Raw genomic sequence first — 17,777 nt, 5'->3', positions numbered from 1 at the left:
GCCTCCACAATCGATGGGCGAAGCCGGCACGAGGGTGCCGGAACGGGGGGTGGGAACGAAGGGCGTGGCGGACGACCGCGGGCCGGCGCGCCGGGGTCAGGTGCGGGGGACGAGGCGGAGCGGTGCGGACTTGGGGCCGAACTCGAGCCAGTTGAACATCTCCACCTCGCCATCCGGTTCGACCCGATCGGTGCCCGCGAGCAGCTCTCCGAGCGCGGCGGCCAGCTCCATGCGGGCCATCGCCGCGCCCGGGCAGCGGTGCGCGCCGCGGCCGAAGGCGAGGTGGCGGTTGGGCCGCCGGTCGAGGTCGAGCCGGTCGGCGTCGTCGAAGACCGTCTCGTCCCTGTTCGCCGAGGGGAAGATCATCGCGATCGGCTCTCCTGCGCGTACCGTCCGTCCGCCCAGCTCGACGTCGCGGAGTGCGGTGCGGGCGAACACGCGGTACGGGGCGTACAGTCGCAGGAGCTCCTCCATGGCCGCCGGCAGCAGGGTGGGGTCGGCGCGCAGCCGGTCCTGGAGCTCGGGGTCGCGGGACAGGTGGACGGCGGCGCTGCCGAGCACGGCGTGCGGCGCGCCGATGCCGGCCACGACGGTCTGCCGCACGGTGGCCACGACCAGGTCGGGCGGGATCGGCCGCTCGGGGTCACCGGACGCCTCCAGCAGGCTGGACACCAGGTCCTCGTCCGGGTCCTTGGGGTCGGCGCGGCGGTCCGCGACGATGGTGCGGGCGATGGCGTACAGTTCCTCGCTGGCCGTCATGATCCGGGCCCGGTCCATCTCCTGGATGGCGAAGCTGTACTCGACGCCGATCCGGCGGATCTCCAGCACCTGCTCGACCGGCAGACCGAGGAAGATCGCGAAGCACTGCGCCGCGTACGGCAGCGCGAACTCCTTGGCGTAGTCGCCGCCGCCGCGCGCCAGCAGCGGTTCCAGCAGTTCGCGGGCCGCCTGGGCGAAGGCCGGTTCGAGGCGCCTGAGCACGGCGCGGCGCAGCACCCGGTCCATGGGGGCGCGGTAGATCCCGTGCTCGGGCGGGTCGTAGTGCAGCGGCGGCCGGCGCTGGGTGCGCGGCACGTGCGGGACGACGTTCTGCGTGGCGGTGCTGAACGTCGCGCTGTCGCGGGCCACGCGCACGACGTCCGCGTAGCGGGTGGCCGCCCAGAAGCCGCCGAAGGCGTCGCTCCACGGCACGGGGCAGCGTCGCCGCAGGTCGGCGTAGACACCGTGGGAGCTGTCGAAGGTCTCGGGCGCGGTGGGGTCCCAGTCGGAGGCACGTTCACAGCCCGCAACGGGGTTCCGGTCCGTGGTCATGATGAGGTCCCTTCGTCGGCGACTCGTCCGGGGACGGTCACAGCAGGTGGCGGCGGGCGGTCCGGGCGAGGGTCTCGATGGCGTACACGACGACGGCGATCGCGATGACGATCGCGGCGGTGGTGTCGTAGCGGAGGGTGGCGATCGACTCCTGCATGAGGTAGCCGACACCGCCCGCGCCCACGATGCCGAGCACGACGGACTCGCGCAGCGCCAGGTCGGCGACGAACAGGCCGTTGCCGGTGAAGGCGGGCACGAACTGCGGCCACGTCCCGGCGGTGAACGCCTGCCACCTGCCGGCGCCGACCGAGGTCAGTGCCTCGCGCGGCAGGGGGTCGAGCTGTTCCAGGGAGTCGGTGAAGAACTTGGCGGCCAGTGCCGTGGAGGAGATCCACAAGGCCAGGAAACCCGCGAACGGTCCCAAGCCCAGCGCGGCCACGAAGAGCAGCGCGTACACGAGGTCGGGGATGCCTCTGACCACCACGAGCAGCACCCTGAGTGCGGCGGCGAGCGGGCGCCAGGGGGCGGTGCCGGTGGCGGTCAGCAGGGCCGCCACCAGGCCGCACGCGGCGCCGGCCGCTGCCGCGCCGAGCGCCATGAGCAGGCTCTCCAGCACCGCCATGAGCAGGTCGGTGGAGAAGGCGGGCGGCCACATGCCGGTGAGGACGCTCTGCAGGTTGGGCCAGGCGGTGGCCAACCGGCCCGGGTCGGGGCTCAAGGACCACAGCGAGGCCAGGAAGATCACGCCGGTGCTGGTCGCGCCGGCCACGCGCAGCACGCGGGCCCGGTCCCAGCCGACGTCGTACGGGGTCCGGCCGGCGGGCAGCGCCGTGCCCTCCGTCTTCCCGCTGGTTCGGCGGCGCAGGGCCACCGACAGCAGTTCGAGCAGCAGGACGAGGGCGACGATCACGCAGATGATGCCCGCGGCGCGGTGGTAGTTGAGGCTGCCGAGCGCGGTCTGCAGCGCCACGCCGATGCCGCCGGCTCCGACGATGCCGAGCACGGCGGAGGCCCTGATGTTGATGTCGAGCCGGTACAGCACGATGGCGACCAGCGCCGGGAACACGCGGGGCAGGACGGTGGCCGCGGCCACCTGCGCCTCGCGGGCGCCGCACGCTCGGGCCGCCTCGGCGGGTGCGGGGTCGGCCTCCTCGATGGCGTCGGCGAGCAGCTTCGCGATCATGCCGACCGAGTGCACGGCGACGGCGAGCGCGCCCGCCAGGGGGCCGAGGCCGAAGATCCGTACGAACAGGATCGCGAACGCCAGCGTCGGCACGGCCCTGGTCAGCACGATCACCGCCCGGGCGACCGGCCGCAGCCACGGGGTGCCTCGGTGGGTACGTGCGGCGATGAACGCCAACGGCACCGACGCCAACGTGGCGAGCCCGGTCCCGGCGACCGCGATGAGCAACGTCTCAACGATCATCGCCGCGACGTCCGCGGCGGCGGGCAGGGTGGGCGGCCACATCCGCCCCAGCAACCGCGCGGTGTCATCAAGCCCGGCGACGAGCGTGGCCGGCGACAACCCGATCCACCAGAACGCCACCCAGGCAACGGCCACCGCCGAGGCGAGCAACCCACCCGCCACGAGGCCCCGGACGCTCACGGGCGGCCGGAGGGGACCGGGGTCCTTGGGGGTGGGAGAAGGCGGGGCGGAGGCTGCGCCGGCGACCGGGCTCCGCTGCGCGGACGGCGCCGCAACGTCAGCCGCCCCGCTCGCTTGCGCGGACGCGGCGGATCCGGAACCGACCACCCCGCTCCCCTGCGCGGATCCCGGCGTGGGGGTGTCAGGCATCGTGCTCACCTGTCGGGCGGTAGATCTCGTGGAGGCGGGCCGGGGTGAGGGTGGTGGCGGGTTCGTTGAGGATCAGGTGGCCGTTCCGGAGGGCCACGATCTGGTCGGCGGTGGTGAGGGCGAGTTCTACCTGGTGCAGGCTGCACAGGACGGAGATGCCGTCCTCGGTGCTGATGCGCTTGAGGGTGTCGAGGACGAGGACGCTCGCGGCCGGGTCGAGGGAGGCGACCGGTTCGTCGGCGAGGATCAGTTCGGGGCTCTGCAGCAGGGTGCGGGCCACCGCGACGCGCTGCTGCTGGCCGCCGGAGAGCGTGTCGCAGCGCTGGAAGCGCTGGTCGGCCAGGCCGACGCGGTCGAGTTGCTCGACGGCGCGGACGCGCAGGGCACGGGGGTAGCTCATCACCCCGTAGCGGGGCAGGCGCAGCGTGGCGAGGGCGCCCATCAGCACGTTCTCCATCGCGGACAGGCGTCCGACGAGGCCGAACTGCTGGAAGACGAACCCGACCCTGGCCCGCAGGGCGCGCAGGCGGCTGCGGGAGCAGGCGGCCGGGTTCTCCCCCAGCGTGCTGACGGTGCCGCGGTCCGGCAGGTGCATGCCGTTGGCCAGCCGCAGCAGGGTGGACTTTCCGGCTCCCGAGGGGCCGGTCAGTGCGACGAAGCGGCCGCGCGGCACCTCAAGGGAGACGCCGTCGAGGACGGTGACGCCGTTGAAGCTCTTCCCGACGTCCGACAATCGCAGGACGGGCTCGCCCTTCACCAAGCCGCCACCAGGGCTGCTCGCCGAGCCGGTCTCAGGGCTGTTCACAGGGATTCGCTCAGCCACCGGAGGTGCACACCTCGGCCTTGGTGATCTCGCAGATGCGGGTGATCGGCTCGTACGTCGCGTCCGTGGCCTTGACGAACGTCCATGCGGTGGAGGTGCCGAGGGTGCAGGCGGGGGCGCCGGCGTGCTGTCCCCAGGTCTTCGGGCCCTTGATCTCGCCGCCCTTGCACAGCCCGGCGGAGGCGGCGCCGGCGGCGGTCAGGCCGGTCACGGCGGCGGTGATCTTGTCGCGCATGTCCTGCGGAAGCCAGGTGCCGGCGACGATCGGCGGCCCGGGGATGAGGGGTGAGGTCCACACCTTGGTCACCTGTCCCGGCTTGAGCTGGCCGCGGGCGGGGAGCAGCTGGTCGATGAAGACGTCGCCGACGAACGCGATGTCGCAGTCGCCGGCCAGCAGCGAGGCGACGGCGGTGTCGTGGCCGTGGGTGAACACGGTCTTGACGTCCTTGTCCACGTCCACGCCGGCCTCCCGCAGCGAGGCGAGGGGCTGCAGGTATCCGGTGGTGGAGCCCGGGTCGGTGAAGCAGACGTCCTTGCCGGCGACGTCCTTGAGCGAGGCGATGCCGCTCTCGTCGCCGCGGGTGACGCCGTAGGCGTAGGCGCCGGGCTCGCCGTCGGGTGCGGCGATCGGGACGGCGACGGGCTCGACGTCGGCGCGGGTGCGGGCCAGGTAGTAGCTGAAGGCGCCGTAGACGGCGACGTCCACCCGCTTGGCGACCTGCGCCTCGACGACGGCCGCGTTGCTGGTGACGGCCTGGAAGCGCACCGGGATGCCGAGCTCCTTGCCGAGCGCGGAGATGATCGGGGCGAACGACGCCTCCAGGTCGTCGCTCTGCTCAGAAGGGATGGCGGCGAAGACCAGCTCGGTGGGCCGGCCGCCGTCGCCGGACGCGCTGCGGGTGCTTCCGGGGCCGGCGCCGCAGGCGGGCAGGAGTGCGATCGCGGCACAGGCCGCGACGGCGCCCAAAGCTGACTTGCGGAACATCGAGGCTCCTCACATGCAGGTGGTCGGGCCAAAGTAAGCAGCACCGGCACCATTGTCAACACTTATGTGACGACCGTAGGATTTGTGTCTACTAACATCGGCGGCTCATTTTGGACGAGCGTCCAGCGATGTGTTGTCTTTCTCGCGTTGGCAGCTTCCCACCCTTGGAGGCGGACATCAATCCCCGTACAGTGATCAAACGGGCATCTCGCGCCATGACCGTGGCCTCGGTCGCGGCGACCGCGCTCGCCCTCACGCCACCGGCGTCTGCCGCAACGGGTGCGCTCAGCCTCTCCGGCGTGCACCCGGGCGGCGCCACGTACGCCATCGAGGTCCCGCGCGGCTGGAACGGCACCGTGCTGACGTTCACCCCCGGCTACGGCCGGGGCGCCGGCCCGGACCACCTGCCGGCCGACCTCGGCGGCGACGCCGCCTCGCGCGCGTGGCTGCTGGCCCACGGCTACGCGCTCGCCGGCTCCCGGCCCTACGGGGACGGCTGGGCCGTCGAGGAGACGCTCGAAGCCTCGGCCGACACCTTGGCGACGTTCGCCGAGAAGGCCGGCGACCCCGCCATCACCCTGGCATGGGGCGCCTCGATGGGCGGCGCCATCGCGGCCGGACTGGCCGAGCTCCGGCCCGACCTGATCGACGGCGCGCTGCCGTACTGCGCCTCGGTCGCCGGTCCTGTGGCGATGCTCAACCAGTCGCTGGACGCGGCGTTCGCGTTCAAGACCCTGCTCGCCCCCCGCGAGGACGCGATCAAGCTCGTCCGCCTGGCCTCGGCGGAGGAGGAGGCGCGCAGCACCACGGCCGCCCGCACCGTCCTGGACGCCGCCCAGCAGAGCGCGGCCGGCCGGGCCCGCATCGCGCTGGCGGCGTCCTTCGCCCAGGTCTCGGCCTGGTCCGTGCCCGGCACCGATGAGCCCGCGCCGCGCGACTGGGAGGCCCAGCAGGCCCAGGAGTACGCGGCCTTCATGCCGACCGTCTTCTCTCCCCGCCATCCGCTGGAGCAGCGGGCCGGCGGGAACTTCTCCTGGAACACCGGCGTCGACTACCGCAGGCAGCTGCGCGAGTCGGGGCGCCTGCAGCAGGTGCGCGCACTCTACGACCGCGCGGGCCTGAACCTGGACGCCGACCTCGCGGCCCTGGCGAAGGCGCCCCCCGTGGCCGCCGATCCCCGCGCGGTCTCCTACATGGAGGACTTCTTCACCCCGCGCGGCCGGCTCGGCGTCCCCGTCCTGACGATGCACGAGCGCGGCGACAACTACCCCACCGTCACCCAGGCCCGCGCGTACGCCGACGTGGTCCGGCACGCCGGGAGGAACCCACTGCTGCGGCAGGCGTTCGTGGACCGGCCCGGCCACTGCCGCTACACCGGGGCCGAGTTCGTCGCCGCCGTCCGGACGTTGCGCGACCGGGTGGCCACCGGCCGGTGGCCGGACACCGGCGCGCACCGGCTCAACCGGCTGGCCGCCGCGTACCCGGAGCTGGGCACGGCGGAGTTCACCGCCTACCATCCGGGCCGTTTCCTGCGCCCGCACGTGCCGCGGTGAAGGGGGTGCGCGTCATCGGTGAAGACGTAGGATTCACGCAAGCCGAGCCCGGCGAGCCCGCCCGTGGCCGGGACGGCCGTCCCGGCCGAGGAGCCTGACGATGGGGGGACACCTGGTGGCCGCGTCGCCGGAGCCCGGATCCCTGCCCAGAGCCCGCCAGGGCGCCGAGCCCCAGCGCCTGCTGACCACGCTGCTCGGCGACTACTGGTTCTGGCGGCAGGAGCACATCCCGTCGGCGGCGCTGGTGCGGCTGCTGGAGGAGTTCGGCATCACTCCGGCGGGCGCCCGCGCCGCCCTGCGGCGGGTCACCTCGCGCGGGCTGCTGACCAGCTCGCGCAACGGCCGCACGACCGCGTACGGGCTGCCGCCCAGGGCGCACGACGTGATCGTGGCGCACATGCGGCGGTTGCTGACGTTCGGCGCGGCCACGCCGCTGTGGGACGGGCGGTGGACGGTCGTCACGTTCTCGGTGCCCGAGGACCAGCGCGACGTCCGCCGCCTGCTGCGCGACGGGCTGCGCCTGCTGCACTTCGGCATGGTGTTCGACGCGGTGTGGGTGTCGCCGCACGACCGGGCGGAGGACGCCGTCGCGCTGCTGGGCAGGCTGGGCGTGCGCGGGGCCGCGGTGTTCCGCGCCCGCGAGGTCGCCGGCGGCGATCTCGAGCCGGTGCTGGAGCGGGCCTTCGACGTGGGCGCGCTGCGCGAGCGCTACGCGCGCTTCATCGAGGCCCATCGGCCGGTCGCCGAGCGGCTGGCCGGCTCGAGCCCGGCGCCCGCCGAGGCGCTGCGGCTGCGTACGGCGATCATGACGGACTGGCGGATGTTCCCCGCGCTCGATCCTGACCTGCCCGCCGAACTGCTGCCCGCGGGCTGGCCGCGCGACGAGGCCAGGCGGCTGTGCGTGCGGATCTACGACTCCCTGGGCAAGCCGGCGGAGGAGCGGTTCCGCGAGATCCTCGCCGGGTTCGACCCCGCTCTGGCCGGCCTGGCGGCGCATCACACCTTCGCTCAGGTGTCCGCCCTGGAGTCGCCGGCGGCCCACCGCCGCACGACCTTTGACGAGACGACGGACCGGGCTCGCCTCGACCTCCTCGCCGACGGCTGACCGCATCACAAAGCATGACAACATGGCAACGAGCGCACGCGTAAACGTTGTCAATATACTCGGGATGTGAATGACCGGAAACTGGCCGAAGCTGTAGACGTCGACTTTCCGCGCTACCAGGTGGGCGCGCCCCCGCAGCACCTGATCACCACGTTGCTCGGCGACTACTGGATCAGCCGGCCCGAGCAGCTGCCGTCGGCGGCGCTGGTGCGGCTGACCGAGGAGTTCGGCGTCTCGCCCGTGGCCGCGCGGGCCGCGCTGAGCCGCCTGACCAAGCGGGACCTGCTGGTGTCGTCGAAGTCGGGACGGCGCACCTACTACCGGCTGACCGACCAGGCCGCCGCGGTGCTGCAGGAGGGCCGGCAGCGGATCATGTCCTTCGGCCTGGAGCAGGGCGCCTGGGACGGCAGGTGGGTGATGGCCACGTTCTCCATCTCCGAGGAGCAGCGCGACCTGCGCCACACGCTGCGGGCGCGGCTGCGCTGGCTGGGCTTCGCCCCGCTCTACGACGGGCTGTGGGTCTCGCCCAGGGCCGACGCCGACAGCGCGGCGGCGGTGCTGAGCGAGCTGGAGATCCCCATGGCGACGGTCTTCCGCGCCGAGGCGCTCGACCTGCCCGGCATGCGGGCGCCGCAGGAGGCGTGGGACTTCGAGCAGCTGCGCCGCACGTACGAGGGTTTCCTCGCCCAGTACGCGCCCCTCCTCGACCGCGTGCGCAAGGGCACCGTCGGCGCGTCGGAGGCGCTGGTGGCGCGCTCGGGGATCATGGACACCTGGCGGACGTTCCCCAACCACGACCCCGACCTGCCCGCCGAGCTGCTGCCCGCCGACTGGCCGCGCGCCGCTGCGCGCAAGCTCTTCGTCGAGATCTACGACACCCTCGGGCCGCTCGCCGAGTTCCGCGTCAGGCAGATCGTCGCGGAGTTCGATCCGGCGCTGGCCGGCCTGGTCTCCCACCACGGGACCGGCTCCATCCTCACCCCCTCCTGACCGTCCCCGCCGCACAGTGGGCCCTTGACAGGTGTGCACCCTGAGATGTGACACTTGCCCCAACGACCGCAAAACTAACTGCATCATTAGCCGGTCGCGGAAGGACCACCATGAGACTGTCCAGGACCATGCTCGCGGGCGCGGCGGCCGTGACGCTCGCCTCCGCCTCGGCCTGCGGCGGAGGCGGCGGTGAGCCGCAGCGGCCGGCCGGCGCGACGGCTCTGTACGACGCCCTACCCGATGCCGTGAAGGAGGCGGGCGTCATCCGATTCGCCGGTGATTCGCATCCGCCCTACCGGATCGTCGCCAACGACGGCAAGACCGTCACCGGCATCGACAAGGAGCTGCAGGACGCGCTCGGCAAGGTGCTGGGAGTCCGCACCGAGATCTCGATCGTCAACGGGCTTCCCGCGGCGCTGTCCGGCATGCTGGCCTCCCGCTACGACGCCTTCAACGGCCCGGTCAAGGACACCGCCGAGCGCGAGAAGCAGTTCGACGCGATCGTGTGGATGGTCACCAGGACCTCCTACCTGATCCCCAAGTCCGCGTCCGCGGCCATCAAGAGCTCGGCCGACCTGTGCGGCAAGCGCGTCGCGGGCACCGCGGGCAGCATCGTGGAGGACCAGGCCAAGCGCCTGACCGACTGGTGCGCCAAGCAGGGCAAGCCGAAGATCGAGTTCATCGGCCTCGCCGACACCAACGGCACCATCCTCGCCGCCAGGTCGGGCCGCGCCGACGCCGCGGGCATGACCGAGAGCGCCGCGCTCGACGTGCTGGGCAAGGAGAAGGACGCCTTCACCTACGTCACCCAGACCGACGAGCAGGGCGCCGGCGTCGACCGGCTGGCGATGCTGGTGCCCAAGTCGAGCGGGCTCGGGCCGGTCATGCTCGACGCGTTCAAGGAGATCTTCAAGAACGGCGAGTACAAGAAGATCATGGACAAGTACGGGCTCCAGAACGTCGCCGTCGAGGAGCCCGCGCTGAACACGGCGGGCGCGCAGTGAGTCTCGCGCCCGCAGAAGCCGGCATGGACGCAACCGTGGACATCGCGTCCGCCCGGCCTCGCGTCCGTCCCCTGCGCTGGGTGGCCGGAGCCGTGCTGCTCGTCCTGGCCGCGCAGTTCGCCTGGTTCCTGCTCACCAACCCGCGTTTCGAGTGGGCGGTGGCCGGCACATACCTGTTCGACCCGAACATCCTGCGCGGCCTCGGCATGTCGCTGCTGCTCACCGTGATCGGCATGACGTTGGGCAGCCTGCTCGGGGTGCTCCTCGCGGCCGGCCGGCTGAGCGGGTTCAAGCCGGTGGCCTGGGCCTGCGGGATCTACGTGGCGGTCTTCCGCGGCATCCCGCCGCTGGTGCAGCTGATCTTCTGGTTCAACCTCGGCTACCTGCTGCCGCGCATCTCGCTGGGCATCCCGTTCGGGCCGACGTTCGTCTCGTGGCCGACCAACTCCGTGATCAGCTCGCTGACCGCGGCCATCATCGGGCTCACCCTGCACGAGGCCGCGTACATGGCGGAGATCGTCAGGGCGGGCATCCTGGCCGTGGACCACGGGCAGCGTGACGCGGCCCGCGCGATGGGGTTCACCGCCGGGCAGGGGTTCGTCAAGGTCGTGCTGCCCCAGGCGATGCGGGTGATCGTGCCGCCCACCGGCAGCCAGTTCATCAGCCTGCTCAAAGGCACCTCGCTGGTCAGCGTGATCGCGATGGCCGACCTGCTGTACTCCGTGCAGGTGATCTACAACAGGACGTACGAGATCGTGCCGCTGCTGATCGTGGCCTGCGCCTGGTACCTCGCGGTGGTCACCGTGCTCTCGCTGGGCCAGCGACGCCTGGAGCGGCACTTCGGGAAGGGGCAGCGGTGAGCGACACGCCGGTCCTGCACGTCCGTGACGTGCGCAAGCGGTTCGGCGGCCACGCGGCGCTCGACGGGGTGAGCCTCGACGTGCACGAGGGCGAGGTGGTCACCGTCATCGGCCCGTCCGGGTCGGGCAAGTCCACGCTGGTGCGCTGCGTCCACCAGCTGGAGAGCATCGACGGCGGGGCGATGTACCTCGACGGGGAGCTGCTCGGCTACGAGAGGCACCGGGGCCACCTGCGCCCGCTGCCGGACCGCAAGGTGGCCGCCCAGCGCAGCCGCATGGGCATGGTCTTCCAGCAGTTCAACCTGTTCGGCCACTGGAGCGTGCTGCGCAACGTGGTCGAGGCCCAGGTGGCGGTGCACGGCCGCGACCCCGGGCAGGCGCGCGCGGAGGCGCTGCGGCTGCTGGAGCGCGTGGGGCTGGCCGGCAAGGCGGACGCCCATCCCCGGATGCTCTCCGGCGGCCAGCAGCAGCGCGTCGCCATCGCCAGGGCCCTGGCCACGAACCCGCGGATCATGCTCTTCGACGAGCCGACCAGCGCTCTGGACCCCGAGCTGGTGGACGAGGTGCTGAGCGTCGTCCGCGACCTGGCGCGCGGCGGCATGACCATGATCATCGTGACGCACGAGATGAGCTTCGCCCGCGAGGTGGCCGACCGCTGCGTCTTCATGGAGGAGGGCCGCGTGGCCGCGACCGGCACGCCGGAGGAGATCTTCGACGCCCCCTCGTCGCCCCGCCTGCGCGCCTTCCTGTCGCGCTTCACCGGCCAGGCCGGAAAGACCCCTGTAGAGGAGAGCACGTCTTGAGTCTCACGGTGATGGCCGTCGGCGACCTGGTCGTCGACGAGCCCGATCCCGCGTCCTTCTTCGTCCCCGCCCGGGAGACGCTGGGCCGGGGCGGCGTGGTGATCGGCCACGTGGAGGTGCCCCACAGCACGTCCACCGCCCAGGTCAGCACCGACGTGCCGGCGCCGCCCGCCGACCCCGCCGCGCTGCGCGCGGTCGCCGAGGCCGGTTTCCACGTGGTGACGCTCGCCGGCAACCACGTCTACGACGTCGGCGACCAGGGCGTGGCCGACACCATCAAGTACGCGACGGAGGCCGGGATGGCCACCGCCGGCGCCGGGATGACGCTGGCCGAGGCCCGCCGTCCCGCGATCGTGACCCGCGACGGGCTGCGGGTCGGCGTGCTGAGCTACAACTGCGTCGGCCCCCGCGAGTCGTGGGCGACCAGCCGCAAGCCGGGCTGCGCGTACGTCAAGGTGCTCACCCACTACGAACTCGACCACGCCAGCCCCGGCGGCCCGCCCGAGATCTACACCTTCGCCGACCCGGCGGGGCTGGAACGGATGGCGGCCGACGTCGAGGCCCTGGCGGCCGAGGCCGACGTGGTGCTGGTGTCGCTGCACAAGGGCGTCGGGCACACGCCGGCGGTGCTCGCGATGTACGAGCGGCCGGTCGCGCACGCCGCGATCGACGCGGGCGCGCAGGCGGTGTTCGCGCACCACGCCCACATCATGCGGGGCGTCGAGATGTACCGGGGCAAGCCGATCTATCACGGGCTGGGCAACTTCGTGACCGTCACCCACGCGCTGACCCCGAAGTCGGGCGACGAGGGCGAGCGGGCCGAATGGGCGCGCCGCCGGGTCGAGCTGTACGGCTTCGCCCCCGACCCGGACATGCCATACTACCCGTTCCATCCGGAGAGCCGCAACACCGCGATCGCGCTGTGCCGCTTCGACCGGAACGGCCTGGTCTCGGCCGGTCTCGTGCCGTGCTGGATCGACGACGCGGGCCGTCCGGTGCCGCTCGGCGACGACGAGGAGGGCCGCAAGGTGGTGGCCTACATCGAGCGCATCACGCGGCAGGCCGGCCTGAAGACGGAGTTCCGCTGGGAGGGTGACGAGGTGGTGCTGCATGGCTGAGCGCCCGCTGGCCGGCCGTACGGTGATCGACCTGACCACCGCGCTGTCCGGCCCGTACGCGACCCTGCTGCTGGCCGGGCTCGGCGCCCGCGTCATCAAGGTGGAGAACCCGCTGACCGGCGGCGACAGCTCCCGCAACAACGCCCCTTACCTCGGCGCGGGCGGGCTGTCGCTGGCCCGCGGCGCGGAGGACGACATGTCGGTGTCGATGCTCCTGCGCGGCCGCAACAAGCAGAGTGTCACGCTCAACCTGAAGCATCCCCAGGCGCGTGACGTGCTGGGCAGGCTGGTCAAGGTCTCCGACATCATGATCGACAACTACAGCGCGGGCGTGACGGCCCGGCTCGGCATCGATCACGACTGGGCGAGCGCGATCAACCCGCGCATCGTGTGCACGTCGATCAGCGGTTTCGGCGGGCAGGGCGGCCCCGGCTCCGGCAAGGCGATGGACACCATCATCCAGGCGCTGAGCGGCGTGATGATGACCGCGGGCGCGCCCGGCGAGCCGCCGGTCCGCTTCGGGCTGCCGGTGGGCGACCTGGTCGCGCCGCTGTACGCGGTGATCGGCACGCTGGCCGCGGTCCTGCGGGCCGACGCGACGGGCCAGGGCCAGCACGTGGACGTGTCCATGCTCGGGGCGCTCACCTCCCTGGTGGCGTGCGAGCCGTTCGACGCCTACGAGAAGCTGGGACTGCCCATGCGGACGGGGGCGACCGTGCCCAGGCTGGCGCCGTTCGGCACGTTCAGGGCCGCGGACGGCTGGTTCGCGCTGTGCGGGCCCACCGACGCCTTCGCGCGCGGCCTGTTCACCGCGATGGGCCGCGACGACCTGGCCGCCGACCCGCGCTTCGCCTCCCGCGACGCGCGGGTGGCCAACGCCGGGGAGCTGCACGAGCTGGTGGGCACGTGGGCGGCGGACCGACCGCTCACGGAGGTGCTCGACCTGCTGGCGCGGCACGGGGTGCCGGCCGCCGAGGTGCGCGAGCCGGGCGACGCCGTACGCGACCCGCTGGTGCTGGAGCGCGAGGAGGTCGTGCCGCTGACGCATCCCCGGCACGGCGACCCCGGCGACCTGTACGGCACGGGCGTGCCGATCCGCTTCTCCGGCTCGGAGGCGGCGCTCGACCGGCCGGCGCCTGGGCTCGGCGAGCACAACGACGAGGTCTACGGCGGGCTGCTCGGCTACTCGGCCGAGGAGCTGAAGACGCTGGCCGACGAAGGGGTGATCTGACGTGGGCGGCGCACTGGCCGCGCTTGAGGAGGCGTACGCCCGCGGCGGCCGGCAGGGCGCTGCCGTTGGGTACGTCGGCGCTGACGTGCCGGTCGAGCTGCTGACCGCCGCCGGGCTGCGCGCGATCCGGCTCACCGGCGACCCGGAGTCCGGCTCGGAGCTCGGCGACCGCTACCTGGGGCGCGGGGTTGACCCGGCGGCTCGCTCGGTGCTCGCCCGGCTGCTCGACGGCGCCTTCGGCGACCTGGACCGGGTGGTCGTCAGCCACGACTGCGAGGCGTCCCTGCGGCTGTTCTACGCGCTGCGCGAGCTGCGCCGCGTGGAGCCGGGCCGAGGGCTGCCCGAGGCGTACCTGGTGGACCTGCTGCACCTGCCGCACCGCACGACCGCCCGCTACAACCGGCGCAGGGTCGGCGAGTTCGCCGCCCGTCTGGAGGCGTGGAGCGGCCGGGGGCTCGACCTCTCCGGGGCGGTGGCGGCGCACGACGAGCGGCGCCGGCTGCTGGCCGCCGTCGCCGAGCTGCGCAGGATCGTGCCCGCCCGGCTCACCGGGCGGCAGTTCCTCGCGGCGGCGAACGCCGCCCTGCCGGTGAGCGAGCACATCGCGCTGCTGGCCAGGCTGCTGTCGGAGGCGGACCGGCTCGACGAGCACACCGGGCGGCGGGTCTTCCTGAGCGGCAGCGCCCACGACACGCCGCACGTGTACGAGGCCATCGAGGCCGAGGGCCACGTGATCGTCGGCGAGGACCACTCCTTCGGCGACCTCGCCGTGACCGGCCCGGTGGGCACGGCGAGCCTCGACGCGCTGGCCGAGCACTACCATCGCGGCACCCTGACCGCGCACCGTGCCACGCCGGGCGCGCGGGCCGCGTACGCGGCGACGGCCGTCCGCCGCTGCCGGGCCGAACTGTTCGTCTCCTACTGCCGCGAGTCCGACGAGGCACCGGCGTGGGACTTCCCCGCGCAGCGCGCGGCGCTGGACATCCCGGCCGTGCTGCTCGAACACCAGGAGTACGGGCGCGCCGACCTGGCCGCCCTGCGGAAGGAACCTGCATGCCCGAAGTGAGCTCGCGCAGCGTGAAGTCCCTCGCCACGGCGGCGGAGGCGGGCAGGCACCAGCGCGAATGGTTCGCCGACCTGCGCCGCCGGGTCGCCGCCGGTGAGCCGTTCGCGCTGCTCAACGCGGACGTCCCGCACGAGATCTTCCGCACGATGGACATCCCGTACGCGGTCGGCCAGTGGTGGGCGTCCCTGGTGACCGCCAAGCAGCGCTCGGGGCACTACCTCGACCTCGTACGGCGGCGCGGCTACCCCGACTACTCCGAGCAGTACAACGCGGTCACCCTCGGCTCCGCGTTCGACCCCGACCCCGACGCGGGCCCGTGGGGCGGCCTGCCGAAACCGGACATCATCGTCGGCGACGCCACCGGCGACGTCACCCGCAAGATCTTCGACGTCTGGGGGCACGAGCCGGGCGTCACCTTCTTCCCCCTGGAGAGCGCGGCCGAGAACGAGGTCCCGGTCAACTGGTGGGAGCTGATGCCGCACCGGTGGGAGGAGGCCGTCGGCCCGGCCCGGCTCGACCTGCTCACCGCGGAGCTGGAGAACCTCGTCAGGTTCCTGGAGACGACCACCGGCAGGCGGTTCGACGAGTCCCGCTTCCGCCAGGTGATGGCCCTGGTCAACGAGCAGGAGGAGTGGAACAGGAAGACGCGCGACCTCATCGCCCGCGCCCGCCCCGCGCCGCTCGGCGTGGTCGACAGCATTCCCAGCGTCATGCTGCCGCAGTGGCACCGCGGCACCGAGTGGGCCCGCGACCTGGCCAGGAGCTTCTACGAGGAGGTGCGCGAGCGTGTGGACGCGGGCGTCGGCGCCTGCGAGAAGGAGCGGGCCAGGCTGATGTGGATCGGCCGCGGCCTCTGGTACGACATGGGCTTCTACCAGCGCTTCCAGGAGGAGTACGGCGCGGTCTTCGTCTGGTCGATGTACCTCGCCATCGCCGCCGACGGCTACATCCGCTACGGCGACGACCCCATGCGGGCGCTGGCGGCGCGCTTCGCCGCGTTCGGCGACCAGCTCTACACGCCGCCGTGGTCGAGCGAGTGGTACGTCAAGGAGGCCCGCCTGCACGGCATCGACGGCGTCGTGCACCTGGTCTCCGACGACCCCAGGGGCAGCTACTTCACGGCCAGGGCGCTGGAGTCGGCCGGGTTCCCGGTGATCGAGGTGCACGCCGACAACGTCGACACCCGCACCTTCGGCGGCGACGTGGCGGAACAGGTCGGTCAGTGGCTGGAGACCGTGGTCCTGCCGCGCTCGGGGTCGTCGGACGTCTCGACGATCTCCGACGCGAGCTTCGCCGCGGGCGGCTCATAGACGCGGGCCAGCCGGTGGAAGACCTGCTCGGCGCGGATCGCCGGCCAGCCGGGCGGCAGGTGCTCGGCGGGCAGGTGCGGGTCCTGCCGGATGAGCTGCAGCCAGTCGGTGTGCAGGAGGAGCTGGCGGGCGAGGTCGTCGGCCGCGTCGGGCGCCGGATGCTCGGTGTCCCACCGGTCGAGGAAGGCGCGGTAGCGGCCGGCGATCTCGTCGATGGCGAACGCCTTGCGCACGATGTCGGCCGATTCCGTGGGGCCGAGCGCCCTGGCCTGCAGCACGGTGACGTGGTCGGAGACCCGCAGGCCGCTCGCCTCCAGGGGGGCGAGGATGCCGCGCACGTCCTTGGTGCCCGGCGCGATCCACAGGCCGCTCTGCAGCAGGCCGAAGCCGGCCCAGATGAGCTGGGAGCGCAGGTCGTGCCGGGTGGAGCTGTCGGGCAGCGAGAACCCGACGAGCGTCCAGGTGCCGTCCCACGCGCGGTTGACCGCGCCGGTCTCCCAGACGCGCCTGCGCCCGTCCTCCAGCACCTCCTCCGCGCGTTCGGTGAGTCCGAAGTACGTCTTGCGCCCCCGCCGGTGGCGGGCCAGCAGGCCGCGCTTGGCCATGCGGGCCAGCGTGGACCTGACCGCCTCCTCGGAGACGCCGAGCCGGGCGAACACCTCGATGAGGCTGCCGGAGTAGACGGCGACGCCCCGGCCCAGGACGTAGACGCCCAGAAAGCTGAGCAGCAGGGACTGCGGCCGCGCGGCCGCCTGTCGGGAGTCGTTCCCCTCGGTACGCGTCACAGCACGAGCGTAGGCAGACCCCTAACGTTGGGCAAATCTTTGACGCCCGTCAGAACAGTGACATATATTCGCTTTCGTCCGCCTTATCACTTCAGGGGGAATCCCATGGATCTTTCCGGCAAGGTCGCCGTTGTCACAGGTGCGGGCCGCGGGCTCGGCCGCGCGTACGCCGAGGCGCTGGCCGCGGCCGGAGCGGCGGTGATCGTCAACGACGTGGACGCCGAAGCGGCGGCCCAGGTCGTCGCGGGCATCACCGGCAAGGGCGGCCGGGCCCGCGAGGTCGTCGCCCCGGTCGGCTCCGCCAAGGCGGCCGAGCAGCTGGTCGAGACCGCCGTCAGCGAGTTCGGCCGGCTGGACGTGATGGTGACCAACGCCGGCATCCTGCGCGACAAGGTGCTGTGGAAGATGTCGGACGACGACTTCGACGCCGTCATCGACGTGCACCTGCGCGGCACCTTCACCTGCGCGCGGGCCGCCGCCGTCAAGATGCGCGAGCAGGGCGAGGGCGGGCGGCTGATCCTCATCTCCTCTCCCGCCGGGCAGCGCGGCAACTTCGGCCAGACCAACTACGCCGCCGCCAAGGCTGGCATCGTGGCCATGGCGCGGACCTGGGCGATGGAGCTGGCCAGGGCGAACGTCACGGTCAACGCGGTCGTCCCGGTCGCGGCGACGGAGATGACCAAGACCATCCCCGCCTTCGCGCCCGTCATCGAGGAGGCCGAGCGGACCGGCGAGCCGTTCCCCGCCTGGCTGCGCAGGGACGAGGGCATGGGCACCGTGGAGGACGTCGCGGAGCTCATCGTCTTCCTCGCCTCGGACGCCTCCGCCGGGATCACCGGCCAGGCGATCGGGATCGGCGGCGACCGCCTCGCGCTGTGGTCGCACCCCGCCGAGAAGGCCGTCGCCTTCGCCGACGGAGGCTGGACGGCCGACGCCATCGCCGAGTCGTGGCAGACGGGCGTCGGCGCCGAACCCGAGACGTACGGGATCCCCGCCCCCAAGGCGCCCGCCGGCTCCGGGCAGGGTGCCTGAGATGGC

At 72.7% G+C, this 17,777-nt stretch carries 16 protein-coding genes; 11 read left to right on the top strand and 5 right to left on the bottom strand.

Going from position 1 to position 17,777, the window contains the following annotated elements; all coding sequences use genetic code 11:
* Positions 1–96 precede the first annotated feature (96 nt).
* The 4 genes from ABZW11_RS33695 to ABZW11_RS33680 all read right to left on the bottom strand — a co-directional run bounded on the left by ABZW11_RS33695 (position 97) and on the right by ABZW11_RS33680 (position 4,914).
* A complete protein-coding gene (locus ABZW11_RS33695) occupies positions 97–1,311 on the bottom strand; it encodes a cytochrome P450 (protein WP_355426086.1) in 1,215 nt (404 codons plus the stop codon).
* 37 nt (positions 1,312–1,348) lie between these two features.
* Entirely contained in the window at positions 1,349–2,917 is a 1,569-nt protein-coding gene (gene phnE / locus ABZW11_RS33690; protein ID WP_355426083.1) for a phosphonate ABC transporter, permease protein PhnE, read from the bottom strand.
* A 181-nt stretch (positions 2,918–3,098) separates the two neighbouring features.
* Complete coding sequence (locus tag ABZW11_RS33685; RefSeq protein WP_355426080.1) at positions 3,099–3,929, bottom strand: phosphonate ABC transporter ATP-binding protein; 831 nt, start codon at positions 3,927–3,929, stop codon at positions 3,099–3,101.
* Positions 3,922–4,914 carry a phosphate/phosphite/phosphonate ABC transporter substrate-binding protein gene (locus ABZW11_RS33680; protein WP_355426077.1) on the bottom strand — a complete coding sequence of 331 codons (993 nt, stop codon included), beginning with the start codon at positions 4,912–4,914 and terminating at the stop codon, positions 3,922–3,924. The genes ABZW11_RS33685 and ABZW11_RS33680 overlap by 8 nt, the downstream gene beginning before the upstream one ends.
* A gap of 215 nt (positions 4,915–5,129) precedes the next feature.
* Between ABZW11_RS33680 and ABZW11_RS33675 the strand changes: the two genes are divergently transcribed.
* The 10 genes from ABZW11_RS33675 to ABZW11_RS33630 all read left to right on the top strand — a co-directional run bounded on the left by ABZW11_RS33675 (position 5,130) and on the right by ABZW11_RS33630 (position 15,954).
* Positions 5,130–6,467 (top strand): alpha/beta hydrolase, encoded by a 1,338-nt coding sequence (locus ABZW11_RS33675; RefSeq protein WP_355426074.1) that lies wholly within the window; start codon positions 5,130–5,132, stop codon positions 6,465–6,467.
* A gap of 100 nt (positions 6,468–6,567) precedes the next feature.
* On the top strand, positions 6,568–7,572 hold the full coding sequence (locus ABZW11_RS33670) for a PaaX family transcriptional regulator C-terminal domain-containing protein (RefSeq protein WP_355426072.1): 1,005 nt from the start codon (positions 6,568–6,570) through the stop codon (positions 7,570–7,572).
* Between the two features lie 66 nt (positions 7,573–7,638).
* Positions 7,639–8,562 carry a PaaX family transcriptional regulator C-terminal domain-containing protein gene (locus ABZW11_RS33665; RefSeq protein WP_355426069.1) on the top strand — a complete coding sequence of 308 codons (924 nt, stop codon included), beginning with the start codon at positions 7,639–7,641 and terminating at the stop codon, positions 8,560–8,562.
* Positions 8,563–8,672: 110 nt separating this feature from the next.
* Entirely contained in the window at positions 8,673–9,566 is an 894-nt protein-coding gene (locus ABZW11_RS33660) for a transporter substrate-binding domain-containing protein (RefSeq protein ID WP_355426066.1), read from the top strand.
* 23 nt (positions 9,567–9,589) lie between these two features.
* Positions 9,590–10,426 carry an amino acid ABC transporter permease gene (locus tag ABZW11_RS33655; RefSeq protein ID WP_355426064.1) on the top strand — a complete coding sequence of 279 codons (837 nt, stop codon included), beginning with the start codon at positions 9,590–9,592 and terminating at the stop codon, positions 10,424–10,426.
* Complete coding sequence (locus tag ABZW11_RS33650; RefSeq protein ID WP_355426061.1) at positions 10,423–11,229, top strand: amino acid ABC transporter ATP-binding protein; 807 nt, start codon at positions 10,423–10,425, stop codon at positions 11,227–11,229. The genes ABZW11_RS33655 and ABZW11_RS33650 overlap by 4 nt, the downstream gene beginning before the upstream one ends.
* Positions 11,226–12,347: a CapA family protein gene (locus ABZW11_RS33645; protein ID WP_355426058.1), complete on the top strand. Its 1,122-nt coding sequence runs from the start codon at positions 11,226–11,228 to the stop codon at positions 12,345–12,347. Before ABZW11_RS33650 ends, ABZW11_RS33645 begins: the two co-directional genes overlap by 4 nt.
* Positions 12,340–13,578, top strand: a complete 1,239-nt coding sequence (locus ABZW11_RS33640; protein WP_355426056.1) for a CoA transferase — start codon at positions 12,340–12,342, stop codon at positions 13,576–13,578. The genes ABZW11_RS33645 and ABZW11_RS33640 overlap by 8 nt, the downstream gene beginning before the upstream one ends.
* Position 13,579: 1 nt before the next feature.
* A complete protein-coding gene (locus tag ABZW11_RS33635) occupies positions 13,580–14,644 on the top strand; it encodes a 2-hydroxyacyl-CoA dehydratase family protein (RefSeq protein WP_355426053.1) in 1,065 nt (354 codons plus the stop codon).
* Positions 14,632–15,954, top strand: a complete 1,323-nt coding sequence (locus tag ABZW11_RS33630; protein WP_355426050.1) for a 2-hydroxyacyl-CoA dehydratase family protein — start codon at positions 14,632–14,634, stop codon at positions 15,952–15,954. Before ABZW11_RS33635 ends, ABZW11_RS33630 begins: the two co-directional genes overlap by 13 nt.
* On the opposite strand, the gene ABZW11_RS33625 is transcribed toward ABZW11_RS33630, so the two are convergent.
* Complete coding sequence (locus tag ABZW11_RS33625) at positions 15,864–16,739, bottom strand: PaaX family transcriptional regulator C-terminal domain-containing protein (RefSeq protein ID WP_355426047.1); 876 nt, start codon at positions 16,737–16,739, stop codon at positions 15,864–15,866. The two genes, ABZW11_RS33630 and ABZW11_RS33625, sit on opposite strands and share 91 nt — an antisense overlap.
* A 105-nt stretch (positions 16,740–16,844) precedes the next feature.
* Between ABZW11_RS33625 and ABZW11_RS33620 the strand changes: the two genes are divergently transcribed.
* On the top strand, positions 16,845–17,771 hold the full coding sequence (locus ABZW11_RS33620; RefSeq protein WP_355426044.1) for an SDR family NAD(P)-dependent oxidoreductase: 927 nt from the start codon (positions 16,845–16,847) through the stop codon (positions 17,769–17,771).
* Positions 17,772–17,777: the final 6 nt, after the last annotated feature.

The sequence above is a fragment of the Nonomuraea sp. NPDC004580 genome (assembly GCF_040609855.1).
Taxonomy (GTDB): Bacteria; Actinomycetota; Actinomycetes; order Streptosporangiales; family Streptosporangiaceae; genus Nonomuraea; species Nonomuraea salmonea.
The sequence above is the reverse complement of the archived record's forward strand: the minus strand, read 5'-3'. Positions and strand labels throughout refer to the sequence as shown.